Raw genomic sequence first — 25,113 nt, 5'->3', positions numbered from 1 at the left:
AAACCCCACCGGCAGATAAACACTGCCCTGTAGCGGTCAGGGAGGCGCATTCTACACCGCACAGAATTAAGGTCAACCGTTAAGGAGAGATTGGGCGCTATTTATTTTTTCAGCACAAAAACCGAGCAGGGCGCTCGCTCGACCACTTTTGCTGTCACTGAGCCAACCATCAGTTTATCTAAAGCGCCATGTGTCTGCGCTCTGATGACAATCAGATCAGCCTTTTCCCGTTTAGACAATTGTACAATTTGTTCTTGTGCTTCACCGATGGCAACCATGCATTTCACATCTACCCCCGACAATTGAGATTGTGCCAAGTTGTCTAGCGCATTCAGCAAAGCAGCACGAGCCTTATCCTGACTACCTTTCGGGAAGTAAGATGCCACCAGAGGCATTTGCCAGTCCGGCATGACCGTCAGCAGAAAAATCTGCCCACCTTCGGTGAGGAACGGCCCTAGCTCCGCCAATGTCTCAGCGGTACCTTGCTTATCCTGCAAATCCAGAGGCACCAACACTTTCTTGAACATAGATCACCTCAGCTTGCAGCGTTTTCTCTGCGCCTGGTTTGTATAAATCCCATAACCAGCAACAATGCGAGGGCGGGCAGCCACAACCATTGCTTATCCGGCCGAATATTATCAGCTTCGATATAGAGGATTTTCCAATCGAAATCGATACCCACATTCTGTGCATCGCTGCCAAATTCCACCATATCCACAATGACATCCTGTTGGTCTATGCGTAGTTCAAGACCAGTCGACATGAGTTTTTCTTCGCCACTACCCTCTTCCGACAGCTGCAGCTGAACAGTCTTTTCAACCCAATCACCGTCTAGAGTTTCGCCTGCCACACGCATGCGCAAAGGCTGACCTGATGGTAGCTGCTCAGCATATTCAACGATTTCTACCGCAGATAGCTGCTGGGTTGGCGGAAACACTTCATCCCAAAAAAAGCCCGGCCTAAACATTACAAAAGCGATCAGCAATAACAAAATCGTTTCATACCAGCGATTTTTGGTCAGCCAAAAGCCCTGCGTTGCGGCCGCAAACACCAGCATAGCAACCAGAGCACCAAAGATTGTCATTAACAAGTGCGGCACGCTTTCGATGCCATAGAGGATTAACTCTGTATTGTAGATAAACATGAAAGGCAGTACCGCAGTTCGAATATCGTAGGTAAAGCCTTGAATACCGGTTCTGATCGGATCAGATCGCGCAATAGCAGCGGCGGCGAAAGCAGCTAACCCCACTGGAGGCGTATCGTCAGCCAAAATACCGAAGTAAAACACAAATAAATGCACCGCAATCAGCGGCACGATCAAACCATGCTCCGCGCCAAGGGTAACGATGACCGGCGCCATCAGTGTTGATACCACGATGTAGTTAGCAGTTGTTGGCAGACCCATGCCAAGAATCAGACTAATGATCGCCGTAAACAGCAGCATCAGGAACACATTACCGGCAGAGATAAACTCAACAAATTCGGTCATGACCAGGCCGATACCTGTCAGGGTTACAGTACCAACAACGATACCGGCCGCTGCAGTCGCAACGCCAATACCGATCATGTTGCGTGCCCCCGATACCAAGCCATTAAATAGATCTTCGACGCTCTCAACAAGATGTCGGGCAAGATCCTGCTCTTGACGGAAAAATGCTTTCAACGGCTTATGCGTTAATATAATTAACACCATGAAGACAGTAGCCCAGAATGCGGATAGACCCGGCGAAAACCGCTCTACCGTCAGGCACCAGATCAGCACACCTACGGGTAACAGGAAATACAAACCTGATTTAACCGTTGGCCCGGTTTCTGGCAACTGCACGATATCAGCCTCAGGATCATCCATAACCAGGTCCGGGTATTTTGTCGCATAACGCAACAAAAACAGGTACAGAATCAATATGCCGCCACCGGCTAAGAGGTAGGACCAACTGCCCAGATATTCTTTACTCCATCCCAGGCCGTAATATATTGCCAATGAACCAATACAGACCCCAAGAATAATAAACGCCCAAACCACAAGTTTTTGTGCCAGCGTTGCTTTGTTCCTGCTTGGCAGGCCCTCCATGCCGGCTTTCAAAGCTTCAAGATGGACGATATAGATCAACGCAATATAAGAAATAAGCGCGGGCAGGATCGCATGCTGGATAACTTCGATATATGAGATCCCGACATACTCAACCATGAGAAATGCCGCAGCCCCCATAATCGGCGGCGTTAACTGACCATTGGTAGAGGCCGCTACCTCAACCGCACCAGCTTTATATGCGGGAAAACCCACCCGCTTCATCAACGGGATAGTGAAAGTACCCGTGGTTACCACATTGGCAATAGAGGAGCCCGACACCAGTCCACTCAAACCAGAAGAGACAACGGCCGCTTTTGCCGGACCGCCGCGCATATGACCCAGGAGAGAAAAAGCCACCTGCGTGAAATAGTTACCAGCACCTGCTTTATCAAGCAGCGCACCAAACAGCACAAACAAAAACACAAAACTGGTGGAGACACCCAGTGCCACACCAAAAACACCTTCAGTCGTTAACCACTGATGGGACATCGCTTTATTAAGGCTTGCCCCTTTATGTGAGATCACCTCTGGCATGTAAGGGCCGGCAAAGGTGTACAACAAAAACACTGAGGCCACTACCATCAATGGTGGGCCAAGCGCGCGACGTGTCGCCTCAAGCAGCAAGATCATGCCACACACAGCAACCACGATATCGCGCGTGATTGGAGCACCTGCCCGATCTGCCAATTCAGCGTGAAAAACCACCAAATAACTGGCGCAGAAGGCACCCAGCAACGCAAACAACCAATCCTGCCAAGGCACAGAATCAAAGGAAGACGATTTCAGCGCGGGAAACGCTGTAAAAGAAAGAAAAATCGCAAAGCTCAGGTGAATAGCACGAGCTTCGGTATCATTAAAAACTGCAAAGTTGACGATAAATGGTAACGGTGAGGCATACCACAGCTGAAATAATGCCCAGCTCAGCGCTACTAACCATAAAAATTTACCCGGCAGGCCTGCAGGAGATCTGGCTCCCGAATCAGATTGAGCCACCATCTGCTGAACTTCATCAGCAACACTCTGTGCATGACGCCCGGTTTCATCCATGGAGGGACCTCCTCATCATTACCACGATAACAGCCCGGGGACTGACCCCGGGCAGATGCTTTTATAGAAGGCCTGCTTCTTTATAGTATTTCATCGCACCCGGGTGCAGCGGTGCTGACAAACCATCTTTTATCATCTCCTCTTTTTTCAGATTGGCAAAAGCGGGGTGTAACTTACGAAAATCATCGAAGTTTTCGAATACTGCTTTCACCACCTGATAAACAACTTTTTCAGGCACCTGAGCAGAAGATACGAAGGTTGCACCCACACCAAAGGTAATTACATCATCCGGGTTACCACGGTACATTCCACCTGGGATAACAGCTTTACGGTAATAGCTATTATCGCCCACCAGCTTGTTAACCACATCATCATTCACGTTTACCAATGTGCTGTCACACGAGGTAGTTGCTTCTTTGATCGCACCACTTGGATGCCCCACAACATAAACCATGACATCAATCTTATTGTCACAGAGCGCACTGGCCTGCTCCGATGCTTTCAGTTCAGAAGCCAGAGCAAGATCGTCCAGCGTCAAGCCCTTAGCATTCATCAGAACTTCAATCGTCCCACGCTGCCCCGAGCCCGGATTACCAATATTGACCCGCTTACCCTTGATATCATCAAAATCTTTGATGCCTGAGTCAGCTCTGGCAACAACCGTAAAAGGCTCAGGATGCACTGAGAAAACGGCTCTTAAATCCGGGTTAGCGCCCATCTCTTCAAATTTACTGGTGCCTTTGTAAGCATGATACTGCCAGTCAGACTGGGCTACCCCCATGTCCAACTCACCCGCACGAATCGTGTTGAGGTTGTAGACCGAACCACCGGTAGACTCTACGGAACAACGAATACCATGCTCTTTACGCCCCTTGTTGACCAGCCGACAGATCGCACCACCAGTAGGGTAATACACGCCAGTCACACCACCGGTACCGATGGTTATGAAATCCTGCGCCTGAACCGTCGGCACCGCAACAGTCAAACCTACGCCCAATGCAGTACCCACGACTGCGGAAACCAATGTTTTTTGTGCTCGCATCACTCTCTCCCTGCATTAATCAGTCTGACACTGTGTAATATGCTCATTTTTATTAATACGCCACTTATCAGCCTAGTGGCATTCCTAAGATTTTCAAGGAAATCAATATATTAATGTGAGCGGGAGAAACGATGCAGCTGGCGATATGGGAACACATCCACCAGCACACCCTGCTGTACCTGAGATTGCATACTTAACCAGCATTCCACCGATAACAGGTCACCATGTAATTCATTAAACAACCGCCTGACTTTTGGGTGACAAGCCGTTAACAGAGAAAACTCTTCCGGGAACACATCATTTTGACTTACCGAATACCAAGGTTCGCCCGAAAGCTCCTGCTCTGGGTACATAGGTTCAGGTATCCGGCGAAAGTTGCACTCGGTAAGGTACAGAATTTCGTCATAGTCATAAAACACTACCCGCCCATGCCGGGTTACACCGAAGTTTTTAAATAACATATCGCCCGCAAAGATATTCGCCGCCGCCAACTGCTTAATCGCTTTGCCATATTCGTTAATGGCGTTAAATAACGCCGTATCATCATTGCTCGACAGTGCATCATCGATATAAATATTCAGTGGCGTCATATACCGCTCAGTCCATAAGTGGCGAATAATCACCCTGGACTCTTCAATCACCACACTATTGGCAGCCACCAATTGCAGTTCTTGCAATAACGCCTCGGAAAAACGCGCTTTCGGAAAACTGAAGTTAGTAAACTCTTGGGTATCCGCCATCCGGCCTACCCGGTCATGCCGCTTAACCAATTGATACTTTTCCTTCACGCCCTCACGGGTAATCTGTTTCGAAGAGGAAAACCGGTCTTTTATAATTTTGAACACGACCGGAAAAGAGGGCAGCGTGAAAACGGTCATAACCATACCTTTAATACCCGGTGCAATAATGAACTGATCCTCGCTTTGCGCTAGGTGCGCCACAAAACTACGAAAGAACTCCGCTTTACCCTGCTTGTAAAAACCGATCGAACTGTAGAGTTCCGGTATAGACTTTGCGGGAATTAACGTATGAAGAAACCGCACGAATTCAGATGGGATATCGACATCAACCAGGAAATAGGAACGAGTAAAGCTAAAGATAATGGAGACATCATTCTCATCGCAGATCAAAGAATCCACATATAATGCGCCCTGCTCGTTATTGAGAATCGGCAATACAAAAGGAATACTCTGATCAGCAATATGTACCCTACCCACCACATAGGCTGCTTTGTTGCGATAAAACAGACTACGAATAACCTGCACCGACGCGCCCTGCTCCGACAACCTGGCTAACGGCAGAACACCTCGTGCCCGCACCACCAGATTACGAATATCACGACGCAGATTTTCCCAGGGCGCTTGCAACGGCAGATCTTGTAATAACCGGGACAGCAGTCTTACACCACCCAATTCAGCCAATGGGTATGTACGATAGATCGCACCACCCGTATTAATCAGCCGTTCCCGCCAGGATGAAAAAATGAACATGTGCTCATCGTCTATCTGCCGGTGGCGAAAAACATGACAGTACACAGAGTTATAAAAGGTCTCCGCCAGTTCCGGGTCTGTCCGCTGCTGCAATAGCCGACGATAGTAAGGTTTAGCCTTATTCCATAACTCTGGTGTATACAACGCCTCGCCTAACAGCTGCTGCATCTCTGAAGCGGCCGCCACCACCATGGATTCATACAGGTCGATACGCTGTGCTGAAAGCGTTTGAATCGCCCCCCAGTCAGCACCCTCGAAAAAAACCTGTGCCTCCTCGGTTATTTCCTGAAAGTTCAGGCGATACTCCGCAAAATACACCATAACGCTGGCAGCAATTCGCTGATATGGCTTACGTTCCATGCTCGATACTCAAACCTAAGATGTTGGACCGAATTATTCGCACGATAAATTGGATCACATGATGATTCTGTCATGCAGCTTAGATTACACTGAAACCAAACAGCCAGCTGATCATAAGCCGATGTATACCATTCCAACATTTTCTGTAACCCAAAAACCACGCGCCATTGCTGTTTTGACCAGCGGCGGCGACTCGCCAGGCATGAACCCAGCCATTCGTGGCGTCGTGCGCGCAGCACTCAATCAGGATATTCGTGTAGTGGGCATACACCGCGGTTATAGCGGGTTAATCACAGGTGACTTTGAAGAAATGAACTCTGCGTCTGTCACCAATATCGTGCAACGAGGCGGCACCTTGCTGAAAAGTGACCGATGCCTGGCATTCAAAGATGCAAAAGTACGCCAGCGTGGCGCTCAGATATTGCAGGAAAATACAATTGACGCCCTGGTAGTGATCGGTGGTGACGGCTCACTGACGGGAGCTCACTTACTGTGCCGTGAAAGTGGCATTCCAGTGGTCGGACTACCGGGCACCATCGACAATGACATCTTTGGCAGTGATGACACCATCGGCTTTGACACTGCGGTTAATACCGCACTCGATGCCATTGACAAAATTCGTGACACCGCCCTATCTCATGAAAGCCTGTTTTTGGTAGAGGTTATGGGACGCAACTCTGGATTTATTGCCACCCACGTCGGCATTGCCTGCGGCGCGGAGATGATTGTGGTGCCTGAGTATGAAGTTGAGGTCGATGCGATCTGTTTTCAACTGGCGAATAATCGACGTACCGGACAAGGTTCTAGCGGCATCATCGTCGTAGCAGAAGGCCCTGAACCCGGCCTGACATATAGCCTCGCCCACCAACTCGAAGCAAACGGGCAAATAGCCAAGGTCTGCATATTGGGCCATATACAGCGCGGCGGCAGCCCCTCAGGTCATGACCGAGTTCTGGCCTCCTGCCTTGGGGCATCTGCGGTCGATTATCTATGTGCCGGTTATTCTGACATTATGATTGGGGTGCAGAATGGCGCCATCTGTGACACGCCGCTGAAGCATGTCATCGCGAATAAAAAACCGCTTGATCCGACCCTGTTTCAACGCGCACTTCTGTTGCACAAATAAGTGCCACCAATCAAGGAACGTTAAGAGATGAAAAACCCGTTGTTATTTCGCAGCCTAATCAGGTTCTTCTTTCAAGGCCTGCTGATACTGCTACCAGCGGTGCTCACTGTCTATCTCGTCTACCTGATCTTCGCCGCGTTGAATAACACCGTATTTTCAGCCATTGGTAGCGTTATTCAGGTATTTTTTCCTGCAATATCTCCCGGCGCAGAAACAGTGTTACTGGGAGGCCTCTGCACGCTGGCATTAATCATACTGACCGGAGCAATTGCCTCAAACTACCTAGGGGCTATCGTCCTGTCCTGGCTTGACCGCCTGCTGGAAAAGACCCCGGTTGTTAAATTACTTTACAACACCTTAAAGGATCTATTTAAAGCTTTTCTTGGCGATCAGAAAAGCTTTGAGGCCCCTGTACTGGTTACCCTGACACCGGATGGCGCCATCAAGGCCATGGGGTTTATTACCAATGACCAGCTTGATGAATTTGGCTTGGCACAGGACGTGGCGGTTTACCTGCCCCAATCCTACAACTTTGCCGGCAATCTGATTATCGTGCCTAAAGACCGTATAACTCGTTTAGACGCCAAAGCCAGCCGAGTGACCACGTTTGTAGTCAGTGGCGGCATTACCAGTGCGAGCAAAGGGGAAGGCTCTGCGCTGAAAGAGACTACCGAATAAACGGGTTGGTGAGGCGCTCCACACCCAGCTCAGAATTAGGTCCATGCCCCGGAATAAACATGACATCATCACCCAAGGGCAGAATCTTTTCCTTAATCGCCTGAATGAGATCAGCATGATTGCCCCGAGGGAAGTCAGTGCGACCGATGGAGCCCCTGAAGAGCACATCACCAACTAATAACAGCTTCTCCGCAGCATGAAAAAACACCACATGACCGGGCGTATGCCCGGGGCAGTGAATCACCTCTAACCTCTGGTTACCCACTGCCACCTGATCCTGATCATTTAGCCAACGGTCAGGGGTAAAACTATCGCATACGGGAAAATTAAACATCCGGCTCTGCTCTGCCATACCATCGATCCAGAATTTATCATCGATATGCGGCCCTTCCACAGGCAGCTTGTGCGTCTGCATCAACTCAGCTGTGCCTCCAGCATGGTCAATATGGGCATGGGTCAGTAGCACTTTTTCAAGTACCACACCTTCCTCTGTGACCGCAGACAGAATACGTTCCACTTCACCACCAGGATCAACCACAGCCGCTTTTTTAGTCTCTTCACACCAGATCAGCGTACAGTTTTGCTGAAATGGCGTTACAGGAATTGTTCTGAATTTCATAAACTTGTTTGAATTTACTCTTAATCTGAGGGACAAAAACTTGCGCTGAATTTGCTACCATCTGCGTAATATTGCTATCAGCCTACCTTTTAACTGGCGCAGAACCTGCGTCAACTCTAACAGAGTTAGCTGAGAGTGATAAGAAATCCACATACCTGAACTGGTCACATGCAGCATCAACAGTGTTGCAGCGAAACTAAACGGGATGTTTTATACTTGCGGTTTGCTATTGCCGGTGACGATTGGTCCGCACTTAGAAAAAGATCCCTCTCGTTCGGTAGCCAGACCATCCACGTGGGACTCTGAACTTTGCGTCCCGTACTTGCGTACGGTTTGCCTTTATCGAGAGAGGATCCTTTGCTGGAGACGGAAAGCTGATTGAAACAGGACTGGTCCAACCAACAAACCTTAACGTAAGATTAACAGACATCGGTGCAAAAGCAATTTAATCACGATACAATTTTTCATTAAATTGCAAAAAATGCCTAAAAACTTTCCATAAACGACCGATGAAGAATAATATCTTTAAAGATACAAGCTGTTACTAACAGGGAACCCATATATGGAAACCTCTTCCAAGACCCATCCAGCGGACTCATCTGCTGACTTTCTAGACTGTATGCGTCTTATTGAACGTCTACATCGACGGATTCTCGATCTGTTGAAACTTCGTCTAGATTCATTGGGTTACACCGATGTTAACAGTGTGCAAGCCCTGTTGATGCACAATATTTCAGATCGCGAAATGACTGCAGGTGAGTTAAGAACACGTGGCTACTACCTCGGTTCCAATGTGTCATATAACCTGAAAAAGCTAGTTTCCAATGGTTACATAAATCAGGTCCGATCCGAGCACGATCAACGCTCAGTTCGCATCAGCCTTAGCGACAAAGGCAAGGCAATCCATGACCTGGTTCAGGAAATGTTTGATAAGCAGCTGGATCAGATTAATGCTGAAGACGTGATGAATGACACATCATTCTCACAACTAAGCAGTCAGCTGAAGGAAATTGAAAAGTTCTGGGATCTGCAGATCGGTTTTTCCTGACTACAAATTTATTACAAAAAAAGGGCGAACCGCGGTTCGCCCTTTTTTATTACAGCTTGTGATATATCTCGGCACCCGTTGCCTTAAACTCCGCTGATTTATCCTGCATGCCTTGTTCAGCCTGCGCATTTATCGCCGCAACCTGATCGGCATCCAGTTCACGTACTTCCTGCGAAATTTTCATGGAACAGAACTTCGGCCCACACATTGAGCAGAAGTGTGCCACTTTGGCAGATTCCTTAGGCAGGGTTTCATCATGGAACGCTTTAGCCGTATCTGGATCCAAACCAATATTAAACTGATCTTCCCAGCGAAACTCAAAACGCGCCTTGGACATCGCATTATCACGAATTTGCGCACCTGGGTGGCCTTTCGCCAGATCCGCCGCATGAGCAGCAATCTTGTAGGTGATGATACCGGTTTTTACATCATCCTTATTCGGCAGCCCTAGATGCTCTTTTGGCGTCACGTAACAAAGCATGGCACAGCCATACCAGCCGATCATCGCAGCACCAATACCCGAGGTAATATGGTCATAACCAGGGGCAATATCTGTGGTCAATGGACCCAGTGTGTAAAACGGCGCTTCATGGCACTCTGTGAGCTGTTTATCCATGTTTTCTTTAATCATGTGCATAGGCACATGGCCCGGACCTTCAATCATCACCTGCACATCATGCTCCCAGGCGATCTTAGTCAACTCACCCAGGGTTTCCAGTTCAGCAAACTGCGCTTCATCATTCGCATCGTAAACTGACCCTGGACGCAAACCGTCTCCCAGCGAGAACGAAACATCATAGGCTTTGCAGATCTCACAGATATCTTCGAAATGGGTATACAGAAAGTTTTCCTGGTGATGGGCTAAGCACCATTTGGCCATGATAGAGCCACCACGCGAGACAATGCCTGTCATGCGTTTAGCTGTCATTGGTACATAGCGCAGCAACACACCCGCATGAATGGTGAAGTAGTCCACACCCTGTTCTGCCTGCTCAATCAACGTATCGCGAAACACTTCCCAGTTCAGGTCTTCAGCAACACCATTCACCTTTTCCAGCGCCTGGTAGATTGGCACAGTACCGATCGGCACCGGAGAGTTCCGAATAATCCACTCCCGGGTCTCATGAATATTCTTGCCGGTAGAAAGATCCATGATGGTATCTGCACCCCAGCGGATACCCCAGGTCATCTTTTCCACTTCCTCTTCAATACTTGAAGAGAGCGCAGAGTTACCAATATTACCATTAATCTTCACCAGGAAATTACGCCCGATGATCATCGGCTCAAGCTCAGGATGGTTAATATTGGCAGGAATAATAGCGCGGCCTTCTGCCACTTCTTTGCGCACAAATTCAGGCGTAATCTCTTCAGGCATATAGGCTCCGAAGTTTTCTCCCGGATGCTGTTCTGCAATAAGGTTACCCTCAGCACGCGCCTTTGCCAGCTTCATATTTTCGCGAATCGCGATATATTCCATCTCCGGCGTAATAATACCCTTGCGTGCATAATGCAGCTGAGACACATTCTTGCCGCTTTTGGCACGCAGGGGTTTGCGCTGCAAATGGAAACGCAGGGCATCCAGGCGAAGATCCGCCTCTCGCACACGCCCATACTCTGACGTTAGCTGCTCTAGCTGTTCTGAGTCATCACGCTCAGCAATCCAGCTTGCCCGCAGCGGATTCAAACCTTTGCGTACATCGATCTGCGCTTCCGGGTCCGTGTAAGGACCAGACGTATCGTAAACAAACAGGGGAGCATTTGGTTCACCACCGAATGCCGTTGGCGTGATATCTAATGTAATTTCGCGCATCGGCACCCGAATATCGTCCCGAGAACCCTCAACATAGACCTTGCGTGAACGCGGAAAAGGTTGCACAGAAGCATGGTCAACCTGAGCTGACTGACTAAGCACTTTTGCCTGTGCATCGATAGGCGTTTTATCCGTCATGGTATTAACCTGTAATAGTTATGATTATTAATAAAGCACCTGTTAAGACCAGAGTGCATAAAAATGATTTACCGGCCCGTGACCTGAGCCCACATTAAGCTGACCGGACATTTCAATAGCAGCAGTAATATAATTTTTGGCTAACGACACAGCCTGCGGCAGATCCGCCCCCTTTGCTAACGCAAGCGCTAACGCCGAGGCAAGTGTACAACCCGTGCCATGCGTATTATTGACTGCCAGTTTAGGGCACATGAACTCGTAGTACTGCTCTCCATCAAACAGCACATCAATACAATTTTCGCCGGGCAAATGCCCACCTTTAAGTAAAACCGCAGCACCACACACGTCGTATAAAGCCCGCGCTGCCTGCTTCATTTCGTCCACGGACACCGGCAATACTGTATCCAGTAACTTAGCAGCCTCAGGCAAGTTCGGTGTTATCACCGCAGCCAAAGGAATCAGCTCCGTGAGATAGGCATCTAAGGCAGACTGCTCCAGCAAACTATCTCCACTGGTGGCAACCATGACCGGGTCAACCACTATCGGCCCAGTGAAATTCGCCTTGAGGTAGCTAGCCACTCGTTGAACCACCTCAGCACTTCCCAGCATACCGGTTTTAATGGCACTGATATGTATGTCATCCAGGACCGCAGCTAGCTGATCCTCAACCAAATCTGCTGACAATACTTGACTAGCCGTCACTCCCTGAGTGTTCTGTGCAGTCACTGCAGTAATAACTGAGCAGCCATAGCCACCTAAGGCAGCAAAGGTTTTCAGATCAGCCTGAATGCCAGCGCCGCCGCCGGAATCAGAACCCGCGATAGTCAGGATATTGAGGGGACAAACAGATAACACGTCAGGCACCTTCATCAATCAAGGGGAGCGCTAACGGGATATGAAAAAGAGCGAAAATAAGACGTTTAGACATCTGGATTTCCTACGCCGGGGCAAGCCGGATCAGGTTCTACGGGTATATTCTCAGCCCTTAAGGGCACCCCGACCAAGATAATAGGTTCAGTTTATCGCTGAAAAATTAAACTGTCCAATCCCCTGCAGGAAAGACCGAAAAAGAATTAGCCATGTAAGCGATCAGCAGCAAAAAACCACTAACAACAAAGATAATTTCCACCCCGCTTTCTACCCATCAGAAATTAAGAAGTTTTCTTATACCAATAAACAACAAAGCCACCATAATAGGAAACGTGGATCTCCTGTTCACGGAATGAATACAAGGATGGCATGTAAGCGACAAAGGATTGCAGGACGCACACGGAAGAATTAGATGTCGCAAGGACAATGGATGCCAATAAGGGGCGCTTCAAGGATTGAGGTGCCCCTTTTATTTTCTCTTCTACATCCAATCTGTATTTCGCGCTATCCCGCCTGAACTCAATGTAAAATTAGGCAGTTTTCCTATTTCGCTTTCCGGCTTAATTACCATACTAGAAGTTATAGGATCTCCTGTTTATGGAACAAACAACAGGGATGAACGGTCAGCGGCACGGGAGGGCAGGACGCTCAGGGAAGCATGTCACGCCGCATGGAATCTTGGACACCGAACGAGGGCATCTCATAGCATGAGATGCCCTTTTTATGTTCTGTAGGAGTGTCACTTTTTCAGTTTTGCGTGACTGACTGAGCGACCACTGGCATACCAGTACGCGGGTTAACCCATAGCTGATCGCTCAACTCCGATAAAGGCGCCTGACAGCCAGAAATCAGCCAGTCTGCCAGGGCAGAACCAACATCAGGCCACTGAACCGGCACAGGAGACGCTGAATTGAACCAGTTTTGCAGCTGAGGATCTTGCAGTGTTTTGATCACCACACCGTATTCCAGCTGACTCAAAACCCGCGCATTGGATATCTGCTCCAGCTGCCCTTGCTGTGGTAAACAAAGAATCTTTTTACCATACTGCATTGCCTCGCTGAGCAAGCCAAATCCTGCGTTACAAATCACCCCTTCACAGCTGGCCAGATCACGTTGAAAACCATGCCTGGAAAATGGGCAGAGCACGATATTATCTTCTACCCGTTGCTGGCTAACATTGCAGTAAACAAAAAATCGGAGCGTACTGAAGCGCTTTAAGCACTGGATAATCTCTGACAGATCATCATGCGGTAAGTAGATAAGGTACTTATATGGCTCAGACACCGGGCCATATAAGGGGGCCTGAATCATTGGCGGCAAGCAGTGTCCGCCAAATGATTGCCAATGTAGACCGATTGCCTGTGCCACTGGCGCAAACAGTTTAATCTGAGGTTTCAACAAACGCCAAATCGACCGATCCGGCAAAGCATGCAGAAACGCATATTGATGAGCAATACCAACTGATGGCACCCCTCTTAACCGGGCAGCCCAAGCAGAAACAGGTTCAAAATCACTCACCACCAGATCATAGCCAGACAAGTCCAATGCCCGTATATCTTTAATTAGTCGTAAATACTGATTTTTCAGCAATGTTCGCCAGCCATCAACCCGCCCCTTTCGCATGCAAAAGGTCAGACCTGTGCGGCACTGGTAGTCGCCAAAGGGCTCCATATTAAATAATTGATCTCGCGCCCGGCCGCTGAACAGGAAATCCACTTCCGCACCACGCTCAGCCAAAGCCGGTGCCAAAACCCTCGCCCGCGTAATATGGCCGTTGCCAGTAGCCTGTACGCCGTAAAGAATCTTCATCAAGCATACCCACACAAACGCAGAGCCAGCACGGCACATCCGCTGCCAAGTAGTGCCCCGGCCAGAATATCGGCAGGAAAATGTACGCCCAACATAATACGAGCAGCACCTACCAAGACTGCAAATAAGTACCCCAATACCAACAAGGCCGGATAAAAAAACGCCAGCACGGTAACAAACACAAAAGCAGCAGAGGCATGACCAGAGGGAAAACTAAAACGATCTGCTGGCTGGATAAATGCCTGATGCGCTTGTAGCACCACAAAAGGACGATCTCGTTTAATCGTGCGTTTCAAAATCAGGTACAGCGGCAGCTCAAATGCAAACGCCAGCAAACCAACGGTTAAAAAAGCACTACCATCCACTGGCTCAAACAGCGCCAGTAAAACACCAACCGCCAGATACAAGAAGCCATCGCCAAGACGGGAAATCTGACGACTGATTTTAGCAATAAGCCTTGCTTTCGGCAGTTGTAAACACCAGCTAAACGCCAGTGTATCGAGATGAGAGAGTTTCTGCAGGCTATTCATAGCTCAGGCTCCGCGAGTTCGCTTACTGCCTGATGCTGACTGCCGGGGGTTACATCAAAATGAATATAAAATGACAGTTATGTGACTGCCTAGCTGTGCTTCTCGGCGGTTTCATGCAACCACCGCGCCGCCCTGCGCACCATTCGTTCCGGCCAAAGCCAAGGAGTAATGTGCCCTTGCCGTTTCAGTTCCGCTACTTGCACCGGGTGCTTACAAAACGATTGCAGGGCCTGAGAATAGGAAAGCGGCAACACCTCGTCACGATCTCCATGCATCACGAGCAAATCAAACGGCATCTCCTGACGTACGATTTTGCAACGGTAGTTAAACAGGCTGGCTAATGTCTGTAAGGGATAGTCATATACCATCAACGGATCTTTGAGCAGTTCATCCACTGCGGGATGATCGCCCAGCAAACGTTCAAAATCGAGAAAGGACTTTAACGGCACCTTATAGGTCGGGAACCAAAGGGCAGAACCCCAGAGCCAATTCCAACCCATACGGTGCATAAGATCCGGGGCTCGGTCAGGTAACAACAAGGTATGACAGAGCACAGCCTGAACACGCGGATCTCGCTCAGCCAGAGCGACAGCAAGCAGTGCACCTATCGAATAGCCATAGACCATCACCGCGCCATTATAACGCTGCTGCAAGACATCCAGCACAGCACTGACAGCATGGCTCATCTGCTCAACCGTATAATGCCCACGATCACCACCACTGTAGCCATGCCCCGGCGGATCAATGGCCACCACGTTAAACCCCTCGCGGGAAAGCTTATAAAGCAACTCTGCATAAAGTTCGCTATAGGTACCCATACCCGGCAGGAACAATACCAGCGGCGCATCAGCACCATACTCATACAGCTCACAATGGACTGCCGAAGCACCAACATTAAAAGCCTGACGCTGTTCAAGATAAGGATCCAGCTTGAGTTTTTTGCGCAATTCCATGCGAGAAGGCAAATGCTCATGGGAAATTACCGGCTGCCTGATCTGAACGGTCATATTGCTACTCCACTAACGCTGACAATGGCGGCAAAAAACTGTTGAACGCTGCCCCAATTTAATTTCTACCAAGGGTTCAAAACACTTGATACAAGGCTTACCACCGCGGCCATAAACATTCAGCTTCTGTTTAAAATAGCCGGGCTTGCCATCTGAACCACTAAAGTCCCGCAGCGTCGTGCCACCCTGCTCTATTGCTGCAACCAGCACCTCCTTGATGCTTGTCACCAGATCCGTCAAACGCTGTCTGGATATATTACCGGCGGGTCTTTTGGGATGAATACCTGCCAAAAACAATGCCTCGTTAGCATAAATATTGCCAACGCCCACCACAACTTTACTATCCATGACCACCTGTTTGATGGCGGTTTTACGGCCACTGCAACGCTGTTGCAAGTAAAGAGGGTTAAACGCATCCGAGAGTGGCTCAGGCCCAAGATCAGCAAGTAGAGAATGCACTTCACCCTCTGCCTGCCAGAGCACAGAACCAAACCGTCGCGGATCCGTCAGACGCAACATCTGACCACTCTCCAGCAGTATATCCACATGATCATGCTTTTCCGGCGCAGTTCCCTGCGGCAAAACCCGCAGACAGCCGGACATACCCAAATGGATCATTACCTCACCGCCAGTCAAATGCAGGAGAATGTATTTCCCGCGGCGCGTCACGGCCGTTATTCGATTATCTGGCAATATACTGAACAACAGATGTGGAACTGGCCAGCGTAATCGGGGCTGTCTTACTTCAAGCCCCGAAATTTTCTGTCCTTCCAAGTAGGGCCGGATACCCCGGCAACTGGTTTCGACTTCTGGTAATTCAGGCATGTGATTTCTACGGCTAGCGATTTATTCAGCATAACACCGCACCTGAGTTACGGCATCAAATGCATAAAAAAACCCGGCATTGCCGGGTTTTTTATATTAGACGCGATTACTTAATCTTCGATTCTTTGTACATCACGTGCTTACGAACAACCGGATCATACTTTTTGAATTCCAGTTTTTCCGGTGTGTTTCGCTTGTTCTTGTCGGTGGTGTAGTAGTGACCTGTACCGGCAGAAGAAACCAGCTTGATCTTGTCGCGAATGCCTTTAGCCATGACTGCGCTCCTTATACCTTGATGCCGGTGGCACGAACATCAGTCAAAACTGCGTCGATACCTTTCTTATCGATGATACGCATACCTTTAGAAGATACACGCAGACGAACAAACTTCTGCTCACTTTCTACCCAAAAACGGTGCCAGTGCAGGTTCGGCAGAAAACGACGACGGGTTTTGCGTTGTGAGTGGGAAACATTGTTCCCTGTAACCGGACGCTTACCAGTTACCATACATACTCGAGACATGGTAATACCTTAAAATACTTGTTGAAGTTACGTTCCTATCCAGGATATTTATCAATGCAACTTAAGCCAACTGCGTCTGCACTCTCCAGACTGACGATCGCATCTCAGGCGGAGCGTCCCGTAACTAGACAGAATACCGTACCGGAGTGTGGATAGAAGGTCGCGAATTATACAGCAATCAATGCTATTGCCAATAGTTTTTACAGCAAACCCTGCTCTGCCATAGACACCACTTCACCATCGCCAACCACCATATGATCCAGCACTTTTACTTCAAGCATCTGTAGGGCAGCAGTGACATCTCGGGTAATCTGCTGATCTGCCTGACTTGGCTCAGCCACACCAGACGGATGATTGTGCGCCAGTATCACCGCTGCCGCATTAAGATGTAATGCCCTGCGAGCGATTTCACGGGGATACACCGCTGCGGCAGTCAAAGTACCCTGAAACAACTCTTCATATTCGATAACCCGGTGTCTGTTATCCAAAAACAAGCAGGCAAACACTTCTCTTAATTGATGTCGCAAGCGACTGGAGAGATAACAGCGAACATCATGTGGACTGTTCAGGGCTGACTCTCGCATCAAGCCGGCAGCCAAATGCCTGCGCGCCATCTCCAGCACAGCTTGCAATTGAACATACTTGGCAACCCCAAGCCCATGAGCCGCACAAAAACTGGTTTTGTCGCACTCCATCAGCTCGCGCAATCCACCAAATGCCTGTAACAGCTCGCGAGCCAAGTCTACAGCCGTCTTTCCCTGAACCCCCGTACGCAAGAAGATTGCCAACAACTCGGCATCCGACAGCGCCGCAGCACCCTGCTGTAACAACTTTTCCCGCGGCCGCTCCGCCGCAGGCCAATCGGTAATTGCCATATTTCACCTCCGTGTGAAATTGAAAAATCAGCTTAAAAAAACTGAATTGATATAAAGTCAATCTACGCAAGTTTAGTGGAAAATGATAAAGTTACGACTTCAATTCAAGCACAACACCCGGCGCCATTAGCGCAACGGCCTCTGCTTTCACGGTACGTGTCAGGTATGCATAGACTTACTAACAAACAGATCATTCTTGGTATCACCGGCGGCATCGCGGCTTATAAAAGCGCCGAACTAACACGCCTGTTAAAAGCAGCAGGGGCAGATGTTCGCGTCGTAATGACCAGTGCCGCGACAGAATTCATTACCCCGTTAACGCTACAGGCGCTCTCAGGCAACCCCGTACACCGCCACCTGCTGGATACTGAAGCAGAAGCAGGAATGGGCCATATAGAGTTAGCCAAGTGGGCTGATCTGGTATTGATTGCTCCCAGCAGCGCCAACTTCATGGCACGGCTCGCCAGCGGCCTGGGTGACGACCTGCTGACCACCCTCTGCCTGGCCACCGATGCTCCTATCTGCCTGGCCCCGGCGATGAATCAGGCAATGTGGCGGGATGCCAGTACCCAACGTAACGTTGAGCAGCTCAGCGCTCGCGGTATACGTTTATTTGGCCCTGGTGTGGGCGAACAGGCCTGTGGAGATACCGGCGCCGGCCGTATGCTGGAACCCACCGAACTGGCGCAGCTAGCAGCCAACTGTTTTCATTCGGGCTGCCTGAGCGGTAAGACAGTATTCATCACTGCCGGTCCTACCCGTGAACCGCTTGATCCGGTGAGGTACCTCTCCAATCATAGCTCCGGAAAAATGGGTTACGCCCTGGCACAGGCAGCGATTGATGCCGGCGCCAGGGTGCGTCTGATCAGCGGCCCGGTCACACTTACCCCGCCAGCCCGGGTAGAGTGCGTTCAGGTCGAAACCGCAGAACAGATGCTGGCCGCATCTATCCGCGATATTGAACACTGCGATATTTTTATTGCCGCCGCCGCTGTGGCCGATTACCGCCCGACAGCAGTGGCCGAGCATAAAATTAAAAAAGGCTCTGAAGAGATTATGGAGCTGCATCTTGTCAAAAACCCGGACATCGTCGCCAGCGTAGCTTCGCATACTCACCGCCCATATACCGTAGGTTTTGCGGCTGAGACTCGAGACCTGCTGACCTACGCCCGTGACAAACTGGAACGTAAAAAACTCGACCTTGTGATCGCCAATGATGTGTCACGTCAGGAGATCGGTTTTGGCAGTGACGAAAATGCCGTAACTCTGGTCTGCCGGAACAACGATACCCCCCTGCCACAAACCAGCAAACGTCAACTGGCTGTAAAACTCATTGAAGAGATTGCCCGCCGCGCTTCAGCGGACCAGGAAACCGTAGCCGACTTTTAACTTGCCACTAGGATAGCCCATGCGTTACCCACTCAACGATCTAGACCCAACCATTTTTCGTGCCTATGACGTCCGGGGCATTGTTGGCTCCGCGCTCAGTGACAGCACCGTCTACCACCTTGGCAGAGCCTTCGCAGCGGAAGCCCGCAGCCAAGGTGTATCTTTGGTGCATGTCGGTGCTGACGGTCGACTTTCCAGCCCGGCATTAAAAACGATATTCAGTGAAGGCCTGTCCGACGGTGGCTGCGATGTTTGTGATGTCGGCTACCTGCCAACACCAGGCCTGTACTATGCGGCCCATCAGCATACTGAATGCTCTGGCGTCATGATCACCGGCAGCCATAACCCGGCCGATTACAACGGTTTTAAGATGATGCTGGCAGGCCATACCTTATCGGGTGATGATATTCAAAAACTACAAACACGCATCCGACAGCAAGATTACAGCGAGGGCGCCGGTAGCATTCAGCATCTTGATATTCGCCAACAATATCTGGAACGCATTCTGGGTGACATTCAACTGACCAAGCCACTCAAGGTCGTGGTTGACTGCGGCAACGGCATTCCCGGAGAGCTGGCACCACAACTGATGGAGCGACTCGGCTGCGAAGTCATTCCTTTATACTGCGAGGTTGATGGCAACTTCCCAAACCACCACCCGGACCCAGGCAAACCCAAAAACCTGATCGACGCCATTGCCAAGGTGCGTGAGACCGGTGCCGATCTGGGGCTGGCTTTCGACGGTGATGGCGACCGAGTCGGCGTGATCACCGCCAGCGGGCAGATTGTCTACCCAGACCGGATCATGATGCTGTTTGCCGAAGATATCCTTACCCGCAACCCGGGTGCTGAAATCATCTTCGATGTGAAGTGCTCCCGCCTGCTGGCCGATGTGATTCGTCAGGCCGGTGGCGTAGCAACCATGTGGCGAACCGGCCACTCGCTGATCAAACAAAAAATCAAACAGAGCGGCGCCCTGCTGGGCGGCGAAATGAGTGGCCATATTTTCTTCAAAGAGCGCTGGTACGGCTTTGATGATGCCCTCTATAGCGCAGCGCGTCTGCTGGAGATACTGGCGTCTTCAGATGCCAGCGCAGATGAGCTGTTCAATCGCTACCCTGAAGACATTAGCACTCCTGAGCTGAATATCACTGTCACCGACGAAAACAAGTTCGATATTGTCACAGCATTGCAGCAGCTTAGCTTCCCCGGCGGTAAAGCCAATCATATTGATGGCGTCCGAGTTGATTACCCGGATGGCTGGGGGCTGGTACGCGCTTCCAATACTACCCCGGTGCTGGTATTGCGCTTCGAAGCTGAATCAGACGCAGCATTGAACCGTATCCGGGATGATTTTCAGCAGAAGCTACATGCAATAGATCCGCAACTGACTATTCCAGCCGAATAACAAATATTAGCTGATCCGGTACATAGGCCAGATCACAATAATAAGGAACGACCATGCCATTGACCCGTCAAGATGCCATAACCACCGCCGAGGTTCTGAGTCAGGCAATGCCTTATATCCAGCGCTTTGTCGGTAAGACCATCGTCATCAAATATGGTGGTAATGCGATGATCGATGAAACACTACAGAACAGTTTTGCGCGGGATATCGTCATGATGAAACTGATCGGCCTGAATCCGATTGTAGTACATGGCGGTGGCCCCCAGATCGGCCAACTACTCAATGATTTAAAAATAGAGTCTCACTTTATCAACGGCATGCGCGTGACTGACTCTAAAACCATGGATGTGGTGGAGATGGTGTTGGGTGGCGCTGTCAACAAACAAATTGTCGGCCTGATTAATAGCAATGGAGGTCTGGCCATTGGCCTGACGGGCAAAGACGGGCAACTACTGCGTGCCCGCAAACTGAAAGTAAAACATAAAACCCCGGAGATGGAAGCCCCAGAAATCATCGATATCGGGCATGTTGGTGAAGTCGCCAGCGTCAATGTGAAAGTTCTGGACATGCTGGTCAACTCGGACATTATCCCGGTCATCGCTCCCATAGGCGTGGGCGAAGATGGCGCTTCCTATAACATCAACGCAGACTTGGTCGCCGGCAAGGTAGCCGAAGTATTACAGGCCGAAAAATTGATCTTGCTGACTAACATCGCCGGACTGATGGATAAAGACGGTCAAGTTTTGACTGGTCTTACCACTCAACAGGTAGATGAATTGATTGCTGACGGCACTATCTACGGTGGCATGTTGCCCAAAATTGACTGCGCACTGGGTGCCGTAAAAAGTGGTGTGAACAGTGCACATATTATTGATGGCCGAGTTGAACACTCCTGCATGCTGGAGATCTTCACTGATGAAGGTGTCGGCACCCTGATCACCAACCGCGGTTAAGGAGTTAGCATGCCCGAGGTAAAACTAAATCGACGTGACCAGATCCTGCAAGCCTTAGCAGAAATGCTTGAAGGCAGTGCCGGTCAACGGATCACCACTGCGGCGCTAGCAAAAACGGTAGGGGTCTCTGAAGCCGCGCTCTATCGTCACTTCCCCAGTAAGGCCCGCATGTTTGAGGGCCTGATAGGCTTTATTGAAGATACAGTTTTCAGCCGGGTGACCACCATCACACAAAGTGAAACTAACGGAGTGCGGCAGTGCGAACAGATTTTAACCCTGATACTGACGTTTGTAGAACGTAATCCCGGTATGGCGCGGTTGCTTACCGGAGATGCGCTTACCGGAGAAACCGACCGCCTACGCCAGCGCATCAATCAGTTTTTTGAGCGGCTGGAAACACAGATCAAGCAGATTCTGCGCGAAGCAGAACAGCGCGACGGTCTGCGCACTCACAGCACCGCAGGCACCACCGCCAACCTCTATATCGCAACGATTGAAGGACGTATCCGGCAGTTTGTTCGCACTGAATTCCGGCGCCGGCCAACCGAGCTATGGTCTGACCAATGGGCCCGACTGGCAGATGGCACCTTCCGGCCAGTCTGACCCGACACTGGCCAATTAATGGAACTGTTGCTTGAACAACTAAGTCTGTTACTGCTTTCACTGATTGCCAACGGGCTCTCAGCCATGGCCGGCGGAGGTGCCGGCCTGTTGCAATTACCCGTACTGCTGTTTCTTGGCCTTAATTTCAGCATGGCATTGGCAACCCATAAGATTGCCAGTATCGCGCTTGGCGTGGGTGCCACCCTGCGTCATATGAAGGAGGGCCGACTAGACTGGCGCTTCTGTAGCTATATTTTGTGTTGCGGTTTACCGGGCGTGGTTCTGGGGGCAGACCTGGTGTTGCAAATACCTGAAGGCTGGACAGTACTCAGTCTTGGACTGCTCACCAGCGGTCTTGGCCTCTACTCTCTGCGAAAAAAATCCCTCGGCATGGAGCTAGAAACTAGACACAGGGACCTGCCTGGTATGGTTATTGGCGGCATCGGTCTGTTTCTGATTGGTACCCTGAACGGTTCCCTGACTTCAGGCACCGGGCTATTTGTCACGCTGTGGCTGGTACGCTGGTTTGGCCTGGACTACAAAACCGCAGTCGCTTATGTACTGATTCTGGTTGGCCTGTTCTGGAACGGAGCAGGCGCCATTACCGTAGCACTGCAGCAGGCCCCACGTTGGGACTGGTTACCGGCATTACTGCTTGGCGCTGTTGCTGGTGCTTATCTGGGCGCACATGTTGCCATTAGTCGTGGCAACCGCTTGGTTAAGCGTGCGTTTGAAACCCTGACCATTCTGGTAGGGTGCAAACTCATCTATGACGGCTGGTTATTGCTGACGGCAATCAACACTGCCATTGGGCTGGCAGAATAAAGCGATCAAGCGCGCAGGTATACGCTGTTGGCGTTTCAATAACTGCGAGGCAGGTATCAATGTAATGCCCTGCTGCGTTAATTGGGGTAACTCTCTTTCCAAAAAACTCAGGGTTTCTGGATAGGGGTGCCCAATCAAAACAGCGAAACCTTGCTCACGGGCAGTCTGGAGTGCTTTTTCATACTGCCCTGCCAGTGCTTCAGGCGTGGTTTCATTGTCGAGAAATACATCCCTGATCAAATAAGGCAGACCCGCATGATGCGCGACTTGCCAGCCTTGCGACTCAGGATTGGTAAAACTATCGACAAAAAACAGGTTTTTCTCCAGCAGCAGCGACATTAACTCTGCCATGCTGGTCATATCCGCCGTCAGGATACTGCCAGTATGATTGTTCAATCCAGTAACATGAGGAACTGATGCCAGCGCTGCAGTCAGGACGCTACGCTTTTCCTCGTAGGACATGTCCACCAATAATCCACCATCGCCTAACCAGCGGTCATCCGCATTTTGCATCGGTTGATGGAGCAAAATATCCCGTTGTTTAAGGAACGCCTGTTCCGCCAAGGATTTCGCATGCGGGGTATGTGGCAGAAACGCCAAGCTAACCGGACCCGGCAAATCAACAGCACGCTGCCCCAAGGAATGGTTAAAGCCAATATCATCAATGATGACTACCAAAACGGCTTCTGCCTCCCCAGCGATGACAACAACCGGGGTAAAGCTGAGCAGCAACAGACTAAGCAGCCTATTGAAGCAGCCAGATTTCATCGCTGAATGATCACCAAGGCTTTCAACAACCCCAGAGCTTCATATAGCAGGTAATCCTTACTCGCTAAGACCTGACTGTCCTTGTTATTGGGCTGCTGAGGATCAGAAGAGCCATTTTCAAGGTGCCCGCTAAGTTCGCGCTCCTTGATAAATTCAGGCTGTTCCTCTCGCAATTTAATCTCAGCATTCTCAACCTGAATATCCGGCACAATGCCCTGCGCCTGAATAGAACGACCGCTAGGCGTGTAGTAACGCGCGGTAGTGAGTTTTAGCGCCCGGTCTTCACTCAGTGGAAGAATGGTTTGAACAGAGCCTTTACCAAAAGTATCCTGCCCCATAATCACTGCCCGCTTATGATCCTGCAGGGCACCGGCAACAATTTCAGACGCTGAAGCCGAACCACCGTTAATCAGCACCACCACCGGAATATCGCCAATTGCCGTGCGTTTGGTAGCATGGAATTCATGTTTAGCTTCTTCTAAGCGGCCTTCGGTATAAACAATCATACCCTCATGGAGAAACGCATCGCTGACTTCCACCGCTGCCTGCAACACCCCGCCGGGGTTATTACGCAGGTCTAGAATCAATCCCTTCAGCTCAACGTCGAGCTGCATTTTTTCCAGCTGCCTGACCAGCTCTTTACCAGTATCCACCTGGAACTGAGTAATACGCAGGTAGGCATAGTCATTATCCAGTAAGCGGCTTTTCACACTGGCAACCTGAATCACCGCGCGCTCAACCTCAATTTCCAGCGGCTTTTCTTCGCCTTGCCGAATGATGGTCAATAACAGGGAGGTACCAGGCTCACCGCGCATCAGGCTAATAGCATCATTCAGGTCCATACCCTGCACTGCCTGATCACCCAGCTTGGTAATCAGGTCGCCGGCTTTGACGCCTGCACGTTGTGCCGGGGTATCATCAATCGGCGCAATGACGCGGATAAAACCATCTTCCATTCCCACTTCAATACCCAGCCCACCGAACTCACCACTGGTATGCTCCTGAAGGTTGGCGAACTCATCCTCAACCAGATAGGTTGAGTGAGGATCAAGACCGGCCAACATTCCCCGTAGCGCATCTTCCAATAATTTGGCATCGCTAACCGGCTCGACATAAGCTGACTTAATGCGCTGAAACACTTCAGTAAAGAGGCGCAGCTCTTCAAGGGGTAACTGTTTTTCAGAGTCAGAGGGACTACCTGCAGGTTCAGCCTGTACAGGAACAGCCACGAAAGATACCAACAGCAAACCGACACTCAGGGTACGCCAAACCATAGGTAACACCGCCGTCATCTTCATAG

General features: G+C 50.0%; 24 protein-coding genes and 2 riboswitches. Of the genes, 8 read left to right on the top strand and 16 right to left on the bottom strand.

The features are described from left to right. Positions 1-101 precede the first annotated feature (101 nt). The 4 genes from ACFVYJ_RS13020 to aceK all read right to left on the bottom strand — a co-directional run bounded on the left by ACFVYJ_RS13020 (position 102) and on the right by aceK (position 6,010). Positions 102-527, bottom strand: coding sequence for a universal stress protein (locus tag ACFVYJ_RS13020; protein ID WP_419415729.1), 426 nt, complete (start codon positions 525-527; stop codon positions 102-104). 8 nt (positions 528-535) lie between these two features. Then, on the bottom strand, positions 536-3,118 hold the full coding sequence (locus ACFVYJ_RS13015) for a TRAP transporter permease (protein ID WP_419415730.1): 2,583 nt from the start codon (positions 3,116-3,118) through the stop codon (positions 536-538). Between the two features lie 61 nt (positions 3,119-3,179). Further along, the gene (locus tag ACFVYJ_RS13010) at positions 3,180-4,160 is read right to left on the bottom strand and encodes a TAXI family TRAP transporter solute-binding subunit (protein WP_419415731.1); all 981 of its coding nucleotides are present in this window, start codon (positions 4,158-4,160) and stop codon (positions 3,180-3,182) included. 110 nt (positions 4,161-4,270) lie between these two features. Beyond that, positions 4,271-6,010: a bifunctional isocitrate dehydrogenase kinase/phosphatase gene (aceK, locus tag ACFVYJ_RS13005; protein WP_419415732.1), complete on the bottom strand. Its 1,740-nt coding sequence runs from the start codon at positions 6,008-6,010 to the stop codon at positions 4,271-4,273. Positions 6,011-6,131: 121 nt separating this feature from the next. Here aceK and pfkA point away from each other — a divergent pair, with 121 nt between their 5' ends. Both pfkA and ACFVYJ_RS12995 read left to right on the top strand, forming a co-directional pair. Next, the gene (gene pfkA, locus ACFVYJ_RS13000) at positions 6,132-7,136 is read left to right on the top strand and encodes a 6-phosphofructokinase (protein ID WP_419415789.1); all 1,005 of its coding nucleotides are present in this window, start codon (positions 6,132-6,134) and stop codon (positions 7,134-7,136) included. Positions 7,137-7,163: 27 nt separating this feature from the next. Then, entirely contained in the window at positions 7,164-7,814 is a 651-nt protein-coding gene (locus ACFVYJ_RS12995) for a DUF502 domain-containing protein (RefSeq protein ID WP_419415733.1), read from the top strand. Here the strand turns inward: ACFVYJ_RS12995 and ACFVYJ_RS12990 are convergent. Then, positions 7,804-8,433, bottom strand: a complete 630-nt coding sequence (locus ACFVYJ_RS12990) for an MBL fold metallo-hydrolase (protein WP_419415734.1) — start codon at positions 8,431-8,433, stop codon at positions 7,804-7,806. The genes ACFVYJ_RS12995 and ACFVYJ_RS12990 overlap by 11 nt on opposite strands. A gap of 273 nt (positions 8,434-8,706) precedes the next feature. Further along, positions 8,707-8,781: riboswitch (cyclic di-GMP riboswitch) on the bottom strand. 214 nt (positions 8,782-8,995) lie between these two features. Here ACFVYJ_RS12990 and ACFVYJ_RS12985 point away from each other — a divergent pair. Beyond that, on the top strand, positions 8,996-9,481 hold the full coding sequence (locus ACFVYJ_RS12985) for a MarR family winged helix-turn-helix transcriptional regulator (RefSeq protein ID WP_419415735.1): 486 nt from the start codon (positions 8,996-8,998) through the stop codon (positions 9,479-9,481). A 49-nt stretch (positions 9,482-9,530) separates the two neighbouring features. Here the strand turns inward: ACFVYJ_RS12985 and thiC are convergent, their stop codons facing one another. The 9 genes from thiC to radC form a co-directional block, all read right to left on the bottom strand. Continuing rightward, entirely contained in the window at positions 9,531-11,429 is a 1,899-nt protein-coding gene (gene thiC / locus ACFVYJ_RS12980) for a phosphomethylpyrimidine synthase ThiC (protein WP_419415736.1), read from the bottom strand. Between the two features lie 42 nt (positions 11,430-11,471). Then, a complete protein-coding gene (gene thiD, locus ACFVYJ_RS12975; protein ID WP_419415737.1) occupies positions 11,472-12,284 on the bottom strand; it encodes a bifunctional hydroxymethylpyrimidine kinase/phosphomethylpyrimidine kinase in 813 nt (270 codons plus the stop codon). 61 nt (positions 12,285-12,345) lie between these two features. Continuing rightward, a riboswitch (TPP riboswitch) is annotated at positions 12,346-12,438 on the bottom strand. 608 nt (positions 12,439-13,046) lie between these two features. Continuing rightward, the gene (locus ACFVYJ_RS12970) at positions 13,047-14,108 is read right to left on the bottom strand and encodes an MJ1255/VC2487 family glycosyltransferase (protein WP_419415738.1); all 1,062 of its coding nucleotides are present in this window, start codon (positions 14,106-14,108) and stop codon (positions 13,047-13,049) included. Beyond that, positions 14,108-14,638: a phosphatase PAP2 family protein gene (locus ACFVYJ_RS12965; protein ID WP_419415739.1), complete on the bottom strand. Its 531-nt coding sequence runs from the start codon at positions 14,636-14,638 to the stop codon at positions 14,108-14,110. Before ACFVYJ_RS12965 ends, ACFVYJ_RS12970 begins: the two co-directional genes overlap by 1 nt. An 89-nt stretch (positions 14,639-14,727) precedes the next feature. Continuing rightward, positions 14,728-15,645, bottom strand: coding sequence for an alpha/beta fold hydrolase (locus ACFVYJ_RS12960; RefSeq protein ID WP_419415740.1), 918 nt, complete (start codon positions 15,643-15,645; stop codon positions 14,728-14,730). A gap of 12 nt (positions 15,646-15,657) precedes the next feature. Continuing rightward, entirely contained in the window at positions 15,658-16,470 is an 813-nt protein-coding gene (gene mutM, locus ACFVYJ_RS12955) for a bifunctional DNA-formamidopyrimidine glycosylase/DNA-(apurinic or apyrimidinic site) lyase (RefSeq protein WP_419415741.1), read from the bottom strand. 106 nt (positions 16,471-16,576) lie between these two features. Then, the gene (rpmG, locus tag ACFVYJ_RS12950; RefSeq protein ID WP_419415742.1) at positions 16,577-16,744 is read right to left on the bottom strand and encodes a 50S ribosomal protein L33; all 168 of its coding nucleotides are present in this window, start codon (positions 16,742-16,744) and stop codon (positions 16,577-16,579) included. Between the two features lie 11 nt (positions 16,745-16,755). Beyond that, the gene (gene rpmB, locus ACFVYJ_RS12945) at positions 16,756-16,992 is read right to left on the bottom strand and encodes a 50S ribosomal protein L28 (RefSeq protein WP_419415743.1); all 237 of its coding nucleotides are present in this window, start codon (positions 16,990-16,992) and stop codon (positions 16,756-16,758) included. A 200-nt stretch (positions 16,993-17,192) separates the two neighbouring features. Then, positions 17,193-17,867, bottom strand: a complete 675-nt coding sequence (gene radC / locus ACFVYJ_RS12940) for a RadC family protein (protein ID WP_419415744.1) — start codon at positions 17,865-17,867, stop codon at positions 17,193-17,195. Positions 17,868-18,032: 165 nt separating this feature from the next. Here radC and coaBC point away from each other — a divergent pair, with 165 nt between their 5' ends. The 5 genes from coaBC to ACFVYJ_RS12915 are packed head-to-tail and all read left to right on the top strand — an operon-like array spanning position 18,033 to position 23,045. Then, positions 18,033-19,256, top strand: coding sequence for a bifunctional phosphopantothenoylcysteine decarboxylase/phosphopantothenate--cysteine ligase CoaBC (gene coaBC, locus ACFVYJ_RS12935; protein ID WP_419415745.1), 1,224 nt, complete (start codon positions 18,033-18,035; stop codon positions 19,254-19,256). Between the two features lie 19 nt (positions 19,257-19,275). Next, positions 19,276-20,664 carry a phosphomannomutase/phosphoglucomutase gene (locus ACFVYJ_RS12930; protein ID WP_419415746.1) on the top strand — a complete coding sequence of 463 codons (1,389 nt, stop codon included), beginning with the start codon at positions 19,276-19,278 and terminating at the stop codon, positions 20,662-20,664. A gap of 53 nt (positions 20,665-20,717) precedes the next feature. Continuing rightward, positions 20,718-21,617, top strand: a complete 900-nt coding sequence (gene argB / locus ACFVYJ_RS12925) for an acetylglutamate kinase (RefSeq protein WP_419415747.1) — start codon at positions 20,718-20,720, stop codon at positions 21,615-21,617. A 9-nt stretch (positions 21,618-21,626) separates the two neighbouring features. Continuing rightward, positions 21,627-22,220: a nucleoid occlusion factor SlmA gene (gene slmA / locus ACFVYJ_RS12920; RefSeq protein ID WP_419415748.1), complete on the top strand. Its 594-nt coding sequence runs from the start codon at positions 21,627-21,629 to the stop codon at positions 22,218-22,220. 18 nt (positions 22,221-22,238) lie between these two features. Next, complete coding sequence (locus tag ACFVYJ_RS12915) at positions 22,239-23,045, top strand: sulfite exporter TauE/SafE family protein (protein WP_419415749.1); 807 nt, start codon at positions 22,239-22,241, stop codon at positions 23,043-23,045. Here ACFVYJ_RS12915 and ACFVYJ_RS12910 read toward each other — a convergent pair. Together ACFVYJ_RS12910 and ACFVYJ_RS12905 are read right to left on the bottom strand one after the other, a co-directional pair. Next, the gene (locus ACFVYJ_RS12910) at positions 23,001-23,813 is read right to left on the bottom strand and encodes a divergent polysaccharide deacetylase family protein (protein ID WP_419415750.1); all 813 of its coding nucleotides are present in this window, start codon (positions 23,811-23,813) and stop codon (positions 23,001-23,003) included. The genes ACFVYJ_RS12915 and ACFVYJ_RS12910 overlap by 45 nt on opposite strands. Continuing rightward, positions 23,810-25,111, bottom strand: a complete 1,302-nt coding sequence (locus ACFVYJ_RS12905; RefSeq protein WP_419415751.1) for a S41 family peptidase — start codon at positions 25,109-25,111, stop codon at positions 23,810-23,812. Before ACFVYJ_RS12905 ends, ACFVYJ_RS12910 begins: the two co-directional genes overlap by 4 nt. Positions 25,112-25,113: the final 2 nt, after the last annotated feature.

The organism is Pontibacter sp. JAM-7 (assembly GCF_048548695.2).
GTDB lineage: Bacteria > Pseudomonadota > Gammaproteobacteria > Pseudomonadales > Balneatricaceae > Neptuniibacter.
Note: the sequence above shows the minus strand (reverse complement) of the source record. Positions and strands in the feature narration are given on the sequence as shown.